This window comes from Roseomonas sp. TAS13, assembly GCF_001950415.1.
GTDB lineage: Bacteria > Pseudomonadota > Alphaproteobacteria > Acetobacterales > Acetobacteraceae > Roseomonas > Roseomonas mucosa.
The window spans coordinates 1-9079 of the sequence record NZ_BDLP01000174.1; the positions used below are offsets into that span (position 1 = coordinate 1).

Consider the following 9079-nt stretch of genomic DNA (forward strand, 5'->3'; position numbering starts at 1 on the left):
GCGAAGCCCACCGTGCAGGTCGGCACCGCCGCCGAGGGCGCCACGATCAAGGAGGGGTCCTATCTGCTCGGCCAGGGCGGCACGCTCCTGCAGGTGGTGGACGGTCGCGCCGAGGAGGTGGCGGTGAAGTCCGGCAAGGGCACCGTCGGCCTCTTCGCCAAGCACGCCCGCATCATCCGCGGCCTGATCCCGGTCCGTGACGCCGTGCGCGAGGTGATCCGCGCCCAGGAGGCGGACGAGCCGTTCGGCGCCGCCCAGGTGCGGCTGCGCGCCGCCTACGGCAGCTTCGTGCGCGCCTTCGGCCCGATCAACCTGACCACCGTCTCCACCTCCACCGACGAGGCGACGGGGGAGGTGCGCGAGAGCGTGCGGCGGCCCAACCTGCAGCCCTTCCTCGACGATCCGGACAGCTGGCTTGTCTCCTCCATCGAGGAATACGACCTGGAGACGGGCACGGCGAGCCGGGGCCCGATCTTCACCGACCGGGTGATCCACGCCCCGGCCGAGCCGGTCATCGTCTCGGCGGCCGATGCCTTGGCGGTGACGCTGGCCGAGCGCGGGACCGTGGACCTCGACCACATCGCCGAGCTGCTCGGCCGCGACCGGGCGACGGTGCTGGCCGAGCTCGGCGAGACCGTGTTCCTCGATCCCGGCCTGACCACGGGGGGCTTCGAGGCCTGGCAGACCGCCGACGAGTACCTGTCGGGCCATGTCCGCCGCAAGCTCGCGGCCGCGCGGGCCGCCGCCGTGCTGGACGAACGGTATGCCCGCAACGTCGTGGCGCTGGAGCGGGTGCAGCCGGAGGACCTGCGCCCCTCCGACATCACCGCCCGCCTCGGTGCTCCGTGGATTCCGGCCAGCGACGTCGCCAGCTTCATCGAGGAAGTGATGGGGGTCCGGACCGTGGTGCGGCACACCGTGGAGGTGGCGCACTGGAGCATCGAGGTCCACCGCTTCGCGGGCGAGGCGTCCGCCACCTCGGAATGGGGCACGCACCGCCGCCATGCCGGCGAGCTGCTGGACGATGCCCTGAACGCCGCCATCCCGCAGATCTGGGACGTCTGGCGCGACGAGAACGGCGAGCACCGCCAGCTGAACGCCAAGGAGACCGAGGCCGCCAAGGACAAGCTGGCCAGGATCAAGGGCGCCTTCGAGCGTTGGGTCTGGACCGACGGCGATCGCGCCGAGCGGCTGGTGCGCGTCTACAACGATGCCTTCAACAGCCTGATGCCGCGGCACTTCTCGGGCGAGCACCTGCAACTGCCCGGCGCCTCCACGGCGATCCAGCTGCGCGCCCACCAGAAGCGCGTGGTTTGGCGCATCATCGCCTCCGGCCAGACCTACATCGCCCACGCCGTGGGGGCCGGCAAGACCTTCACCATCGCCGCCGCGATCATGGAACAGAAGCGCCTCGGCCTGATCTCCAAGGCGATGCTGACGGTGCCCGGCCACTGCCTGGCGCAGGCCTCGCGGGAGTTCCTGCAGCTCTATCCGGGCGCCCGCATCCTGGTGGCCGACGAGACCAACTTCAGCAAGGACAAGCGCGGCCGCTTCCTGGCCCGGGCGGCGACCGCCAACTGGGACTGCATCATCATCACCCATTCGGCGTTCAAGTTCATCGCCTCGCCGGCGGAGTTCGAGCGCGGCCTGGTGCAGGCACAGCTCGACGCCTACTCGGCCCTGTTGAGCCGGCTCGACGGTGAGGACCGCATCGCCCGCAAGCGCATCGAGCGCATGAAGGAGGGCATGCAGGAGAAGCTGGAAGGCCTGTCCAGCACCAAGGACGACATGCTGACCATCGCCGAGATGGGCGTGGACCAGCTGATCGCCGACGAGGCGCAGGAGTTCCGCAAGCTGTCCTTCGCCACCAACATGGGCGGCCTCAAGGGCATCGCCCCGGACGGCTCGCAGCGGGCCTGGGACCTGTTCGTGAAGTCGCGCTTCGTGGCGACCGTCAATCCTGGCCGGGCGCTGGTGCTGGCCTCGGGCACGCCCATCACCAACACCCTGGGCGAGATGTTCACCCTGCAGCGCTTCATGCAGCCGGAGATGCTGGAGGAGCGTGGCATCCAGGAGTTCGACGCCTGGGCGTCCAATTTCGGCGATACCCGCACCGAGCTGGAACTGCAGCCCTCCGGCCTCTACAAGCCGGTGACGCGCTTCTCCGAGTTCGTCAACGTGGCCGACCTGATCGCCATGTTCCGCTCCGTCGCGGACGTGGTGCTGAAGGACGACCTGCGGCAGTACCTGCGGCTGCCCGCGATCACGGGCGGCAAGCGCCAGATCGTCACCGCCCCCGCCAGCCCGGCCTTCAAGGCCTACCAACGCCACCTGGCCGAGCGCATCAAGGCGATCGAGGCGCGAAAGGGTAAGCCCGAGAAGGGCCAGGACATCCTGCTCTCCGTCATTACCGACGGCCGGCACGCCGCGATCGACCTGCGCTTCGTGGTGCCCGAGCAGGACAACGAGCCGCAGAACAAGCTCAACCTGCTGATCGGGAACGCCTTCCGCATCTGGCAGGAGACCCGGGACCGGCGCTACCGCAGGCCGGACGGCACGCCGCACCCGGTGCCGGGCGCCGCGCAGATGATCTTCTCGGACCTGGGCACCGAGGGGGCGCTCGCCACGCGGGGCTTCTCGGCCTATCGCTGGATCCGCGAGCGCCTGATCGCCCTCGGCGTGCCGGCCGAGCGCATTGCCTTCATGCAGGACTACAAGAAGGCGGAAGCCAAGCAGTCGCTGTTCAACGCCCTGAACAACGGCCAGATGGACTTCGTGCTGGGCTCCTCGGCCACCATGGGGACCGGCGTGAACGCCCAGCGCCGGCTCGCCGCTCTGCACCACCTCGACGTGCCCTGGCTACCGTCCGAGATCGAGCAGCGCGAGGGCCGCATCGAGCGGCAGGGCAACCAGAACGAGGAGATCGGTCTCTACGCCTACGCCACCCTGGGCTCCATGGATGCCCAGATGTGGCAGAACAACGAGCGCAAGGCGCGCTTCATCGCGGCGGCGCTGGGCGGGGACCGCTCGATCCGCCGGCTGGAGGACCTCGGCAGCCAGGCCAACCAGTTCGCCATGGCCAAGGCCATCGCGTCGGGCGACCCGCGGCTGATGCAGAAGGCCGGGCTGGAGGCCGAGCTTGCCCGGCTGGAACGACAGCACGCCGCGCATTTCGACGACCAGCACGCCGTCCGGCGGCGCATCGCGGAGGCCCGCTCGGCGGTCGGCCGGGCGACCCAGGCGATCACCGACACCGAGGCCGACCTGGCGCGGCGGGTGTCCACCCGGGGCGAGGCGTTCCACATGGAGGTGGAGGACAGGACCTTCACCGAGCGCAAGCCGGCTGGCGCCGCGCTGCTGAAGTTCATCCGGACCGTGCAGTTCGAGGGCCGCAAGGGCGATTGGGACCTCGGGACCATCGGCGGCTTCCCGCTGAAGCTGGAGGCACGTCGCTACCAGCAAGGCGCCAAGCTGGAAGTCCACCTCCTGCTCGCGCGCACCGGCGGGGAGCAGGAAATCCAGATCGAGGACGACCTCACCGCCATGGGGCTGGTCTCGCGCCTGGAATACGACCTCGGGCGCTTCGAGGCGGAACTGGCCGAGCACCGGCGCCGTCTGGCTGAAGCCAAGCGGCAACTGCCGGCCTACGAGGCACGGCTCGCAGCAGGCTTCGAGTTCGCGGACGAGCTGGAGGCCAAGCGGGCCGAGATGAAGCGGCTGGAAGAGGACCTGGCTCAGACAGGGAAGGAGGAAGAACTGCCCGCCGCAGCTTGACGTCCAACCAGGACAGAGCGGAGGGCATACGAGGATGGCGGCGATCGGTAAGCCGAGAAGGGGCGGGAGAGAGAGCGGTCGCACCCGGCCGCGCCCCGTCACCGCTGCGCTCCACGGCCGCCTGCGCAGCCCTGCCCCGCTTGGCCGCACCCCGCTGCGCGGGCCGCGTCCCGCGCCGGGGCAGGGCCGCTCGCCCGCCGTGGTGCCGGCGCCCGCCCGGGCGCCGTCGGGGAGGGGTCAGCCCAGGGATAGGGCGGACAGGAACCCCTCGGAGCGAGCCCGACCCCCATGAAGCTGATCGAGACCGACCCCAAGAAGCTGCGCAACAACCCGGCCAATCCCCGCCTGACCCCGGCTGGACCTGACGCCGACGCTGTGCTGCTGGCCAACATCAAATCCGTCGGCATCCTGCAGCCGCCGACCGCTCGCGAGGTCGAAGGCGAGCTCGTGCTGATCGCCGGCCATCGCCGCCGCGACGCCGCCATCAAGGCCGGCCTCCGGAGCATCCACGTCCTGGTGCGCGAGGACGGTGACGAGGCCGGCGCCGACCAGGTGCGGGCCCTGGCCGAGAACACGGTGCGGGCGGGCATGAACCCGGTCGACCAGTGGCGCAAGATTGAGGCCCTGGTCAGCGAGGACTGGACCGAGGAGGCCATCGCCAGCGCCCTGAACCTCACCGTCCGGCGGGTCCGGATGCTCCGGCACATGAGCCACATCCTGCCCGCCATGCTGACCCAGATGGCCCGCGGCGACATGCCGAACGAGCAGCAGCTGCGCACCATCGGCCTCGCCACGGCGGAGGAGCAGGCGGCGGTCTGGAAGTCGAACAGGCCCAAGCGGAACGAGCGGGCCAGCTGGCACATGATCGCCCACGGCCTCGACCGGCGCCGGATCCCGTTCACCCGGGCGAAGTTCGGGCCGGCCGAGGCCGAGGCCTTCGGCATCGTCTGGCACGATGACCTGTTCGCACCCGGCGACACCGATCCCCGCTACACCACGCAGACCGACGCATTCATCCAGGCGCAACAGGCCTGGCTGGAGAACAACCTCCCCGAGGGCGGTGTCCTGCTGGGGCTCGACGAGTACGAGCGGCCGGTGCTGCCGAAGGGCGCGCAGTCGCTCTACTACCGCCAGCCCGGGCCGGACGACACGGTGGGCTACTATGTCGACCGGCGTTCCTGCGAGGTCGAGACCTCGATCTTCCGGATGCCCGTGCGGACCGAGCCCCGCTCCTCAGGCGCCCGCAACGATACGACCGGCGCCACGATGCCCAAGGCGGCCCGCCCCGATCTGACGCAGAAGGGCGAGACCATGGTGGGCGACCTGCGGACCGAGGCGCTGCACACTGCCTTCGCCGAGGCTGAGATCCCCGACGACACGCTGATCGGCCTGCTCGTCCTGGCCCTGGCGGGGCGGAACGTCAGCGTACGTTCCGGCGCGAGGGGCGACGACCTCTACGCCGGGCACCGCGCGGAACTGGCCGCCTCCATCACCGAGGGCGGCGTCATCACCAGCGATCCGGCCGCGCTGCGCGCCGCCGCCCGTGGGATGCTCCGTCAGGCGCTGTCCTGCCGGGTCGGCTTTTCGTCCTCGGGGATGGTCGGGCGCATCGCGGGCTTGGCCGTGGAGGCCGACAGCTACCTGCCGACCACGGCGACGGAGGAATTCCTTGCCAACCTGAGCAAGGCGGCCATCGAACGCACCGCCAGCGCCAACAATGTCCTGCCCCGGCAAACCGGCAAGGCCACACGCGCGGCGATCGTGGAACAGATGAAGAACCGGATCTTCCTGCACCCGCTGGTACGCTTCGGGTTCACCGACGAGGAGCGCCGCAAGGCCGCCGCGGACCGGACGCGCGCCGCGGAGCTGGCCGCCTTCCGCAAAGGGGGCTGCGGCACCGAGGACGCGAGCATCGAGGGCGAGGAGATCCCGGAGGAGGACGAGGAGGCGGAGCCGTCGCAGCCGGACGAGGGTGAGGACGAGACGGAGGGGGACGGGAACGGCGCCCCGCCACCCCCAGGCCAGGGCAGCGCCCCCGTCGCGCACGCGCCCTGAGCCTCCTGGACCCGGCCATCCGGCCGGGTCCCTCCCCGCCAACGTCACCCACGAGGCAAGCCCCATGGCCTTCATCGACGTCGCCGCGCGCGGCTCGGCCAGCGAACCGTTCCAGCTCGCCGGTAAGAATCCGATCCTGCACACGCCCGGCCTGCGGGACGATCACGACCGCCTGTTCGAGTATGCGGACGGCCATCTGGGCTTCTACGGCTTCCTGCGCGTGGCCCATGCCCGCATCGCCAGGAGGATCATGGTCGGGCTGATGGATCTGCCCGACCGCCTGTGGCGCGACGCCTATGACGATGGCGCCCACCCGGCCGAGGAGGCCGATGCCGCCCTGGAGGATGACGAGTAAACCGCATTATCGCTCTATCCGGAGGGGTAGGCCGGTCCACGAAGCGAGAGGGCCAGGAGAGCGCGGTGGCGTGCGCGTTTCCCTGGGCACAAGGGTCCGTCGCTCCGCTCCCTCACTCCGTTCGCCCTTGTCACCCGGGAAACGGCACGCCCTGTCCGGAGGTGGTTGAGGAGAACCGGACATGGAAATGGATCAACGCACCGAGAAGCTCTGGAAGGCCTGCGAGGAACAAGTGGCCTTGCTGGAGGAGGCACTCTATTCGGCCAACCCGCGCGACTACGACGACGCATGCGAGAAACTCGACGAAATGCTGTTTGATCTCGAGGAGATGTCCACGGCCGTGAGAGCGCATTTCGCCACCCTGCACCAACAGTAAGCAGGAACGGCGTGCCGGCGCGAATGCATTTCCCGTTCGCGCCACATCTTTCGACAATGACGGCGTCGGCCAGTCCCCCGGCTGGCCCCGTCGGATCGAAGGAACTCTCCATGCCCTCCATCAGAGACATCTTGCGCCCCAGCCGCTCCACCTGGATCGCCTGACACCGCCGCCGGCCCGGGTGAACAGGGGTGAGGGGAGAAGGCGGGTGGAGGCGGGCGAAGAAGCCCTGCCGCGCCCGCCCCCCGGCGGCAAGGGGCTGTCGCTGCGCTCCCTCGCTCCGCTCGCCCTTGCCCCCGGCGGCCTGGACCGCGCCCACGGGGGAGGGGTCGGGGGCGAAAGACCAGAAGGCGAAAGCCCGTCCGCGACGAACCGCGACAATCCGGAGTTGATCCCATGACGACCCTCCTCGAGCGCGTGCTGCGCTCGGCGGCCGAGGATCTCGGCCTCTCGCCCCAGGGCTGGACCGCCCTGGACGGCGATCTCCTGAACGGACAGAGCTTCCGGCACCCGGACAGGCCCTCGCTCGTCATCGAGGTCGTCTGCGACGGACAGGCCTGGTCCTGGTCGACCGGGGGCTCCGATCGTGACGAACGGCCGGTGCTGCTGACGGCAAGCGGCCAACCCTGGGCCTGCGTCCATGATCTCGCCATCGGTCTCCACGCCGATGCCCGCGCCGCGCTGCTCGCCGCCCTGGCGGTCGCCGGCGACGACCTCCGCGAAGCGCGCCTGTGCTCGACCGCGATGCTGCACACGCGCCTGGCCGCGGTGACGGGCCGCCGGGGCACCGACGTCTTCGTGGCGCCGGTGAAGGTGGTTCCGGGACGGGAAACGGCGCCGGCGGCACCTCGGGCGCTGGTCTGGGACTACCGGGGCGTGATTCCGGACGGCACCGAGGTGTCCGGCACCGTGGTCGCCACCGACGAGGTGACGGCCGAGGATCTTGCCGTCCACACCTGTCCGGTCCTGCACCTGATCTCCCTGCGCCCGCGTCTCGCCGGCCTTTCGCCGCTGCCGCAGATACAGGCCGGCGCCGCCCTGGAACTGCTCTTTCCGGCCTCCGGCGACATCGCGGCCTCCCGGTAGCGCGGCGACCGCCGCCTGACGACCCGGCGCCGGAACACGCGCCACCTCTTCCATCGACCATCGCCATCACGAACGGCAGGACCTCCCGGTCCTGCCGTTCGCGTTTCCGGAGACCCACGCCCATGCTCACCGAGAGCGGCCACGCCACCATCCTGCACGCCCACCTCTTCGCCGGCCTCGGCGGCGGGGCGCGCGGGTTCAACCGGGCCACCTCTCGGGTCGGCAACCTCACCGCGAGCTTCCGCTGCCTCGGCGGCATCGACGTGGACGCCGCCGCGATCCGCGACTTCGGCCGCCTCGCCGGCGTGCCCGGCACCTGCCTGGACCTGTTCGACCGCGAGCAGTACCGCGACTTCCACGGCCAGGAGCCGCCCGCCGGCTGGCGCGAGGCCACCGTGGACGACGTGCGCGCGGCCTTCGGCCACGAGCGCCCGCATGTCCTGTTCACCTCGCCCCCCTGCAAGGGCTTCTCCGGCCTGCTCAGCGAGACCAAGAGCCGGACCCGGAAGTACCAGGCGCTGAACCGCTTGACGCTGCGCGGCATCTGGCTGGCGCTGGAGGCCTACCGGGACGATCCGGTGGAGCTGATCCTGCTGGAGAACGTGCCCCGCATCGCCTCGCGCGGCCGGCCGCTGCTGGACCAGATCGGCGGCCTGCTGCGGGCCTACGGCTACGCCGTGGCCGAGACGACGCATGACTGCGGGGAGCTGGGCGGGCTGGCGCAGTCGCGCCGCCGCTTCCTGCTGGTCGCCCGCCACACCGCCAAGGTGAAGCCATTCCTCTACGAGCCACCGAAGCGCTCGCTGCACGGCGTCGGTGACGTCCTCTCCCGCATGCCCCTGCCCGGCGATCCGGCGGCGGGGCCGATGCACCGGGTGCCGATGCTCCACTGGGCGACCTGGGTCCGGCTCGCCTTCGTCGAGGCCGGGTCCGACTGGCGCTCGCTGGGCCGGCTCGCGGTCGAGGACGGGCTGCTGCGCGACTATGCCCTCGCCCCTTGCGGCGAGTGGCGCGGCGGTGTGCTGGGCGTCAACCACTGGGAGGAGCCGGCCGGCACCGTGGCGGGCCGGTCCGGCCCCTCGAATGGCGCCTACAGCGTCGCCGACCCCCGGCGTGCCGACGGGGTGGCCGCCTTCGGCCAGTACGGCGTCAAGCGGTCCGACCAGCCCTCCCAGGTCGTGATCGGCAAGGCCGCGGTCGGCGCCGGCGGCTTCGCCGTGGCGGATCCCCGCCACACCGGCCCGGCGAAGCACTCCAACGAGTTCCGCATCGTGCCCTGGGACGGCGCCGGCCGGGCCGTGACGGGGGCCCACGGCACCGGGCAGTGCGTGGCCGATCCACGGGGTGAGGTCCGCCGCTCGGGCGCGCTGGGCGTCGTGCCCTGGGACGCCGCCGCCGGCACGGTGGCCGGCGAGAGCCTGCCCTCCAACGGC

General features: G+C 71.1%; 6 protein-coding genes. All 6 read left to right on the forward strand.

The window, feature by feature from the left end:
• Positions 1-3774 (forward strand): DEAD/DEAH box helicase family protein (locus ROTAS13_RS14005; RefSeq protein ID WP_075822644.1); only part of this gene is annotated, 3774 nt, incomplete at its 5' end.
• A gap of 288 nt (positions 3775-4062) precedes the next feature.
• Positions 4063-5829 carry a ParB N-terminal domain-containing protein gene (locus ROTAS13_RS14010; RefSeq protein WP_051544303.1) on the forward strand — a complete coding sequence of 589 codons (1767 nt, stop codon included), beginning with the start codon at positions 4063-4065 and terminating at the stop codon, positions 5827-5829.
• A 64-nt stretch (positions 5830-5893) separates the two neighbouring features.
• Positions 5894-6184 (forward strand): hypothetical protein, encoded by a 291-nt coding sequence (locus ROTAS13_RS14015; RefSeq protein WP_027297315.1) that lies wholly within the window; start codon positions 5894-5896, stop codon positions 6182-6184.
• 181 nt (positions 6185-6365) lie between these two features.
• Positions 6366-6560: a hypothetical protein gene (locus ROTAS13_RS14020; RefSeq protein ID WP_027297316.1), complete on the forward strand. Its 195-nt coding sequence runs from the start codon at positions 6366-6368 to the stop codon at positions 6558-6560.
• A gap of 396 nt (positions 6561-6956) precedes the next feature.
• Positions 6957-7646, forward strand: coding sequence for a hypothetical protein (locus ROTAS13_RS14025; RefSeq protein WP_027297317.1), 690 nt, complete (start codon positions 6957-6959; stop codon positions 7644-7646).
• A 122-nt stretch (positions 7647-7768) separates the two neighbouring features.
• Positions 7769-9079 (forward strand): DNA cytosine methyltransferase (locus tag ROTAS13_RS14030; RefSeq protein ID WP_075822645.1); only part of this gene is annotated, 1311 nt, incomplete at its 3' end.

What these genes read in the sequence shown, in the direction of transcription:
- ROTAS13_RS14010 (WP_051544303.1), top strand. Translation starts at nt 4,063, where the DNA reads ATGAAGCTGATCGAGACCGACCCCAAGAAGCTGCGCAACAACCCGGCC.
- ROTAS13_RS14015 (WP_027297315.1), top strand. Translation starts at nt 5,894, where the DNA reads ATGGCCTTCATCGACGTCGCCGCGCGCGGCTCGGCCAGCGAACCGTTC.
- ROTAS13_RS14020 (WP_027297316.1), top strand. Translation starts at nt 6,366, where the DNA reads ATGGAAATGGATCAACGCACCGAGAAGCTCTGGAAGGCCTGCGAGGAA.
- ROTAS13_RS14025 (WP_027297317.1), top strand. Translation starts at nt 6,957, where the DNA reads ATGACGACCCTCCTCGAGCGCGTGCTGCGCTCGGCGGCCGAGGATCTC.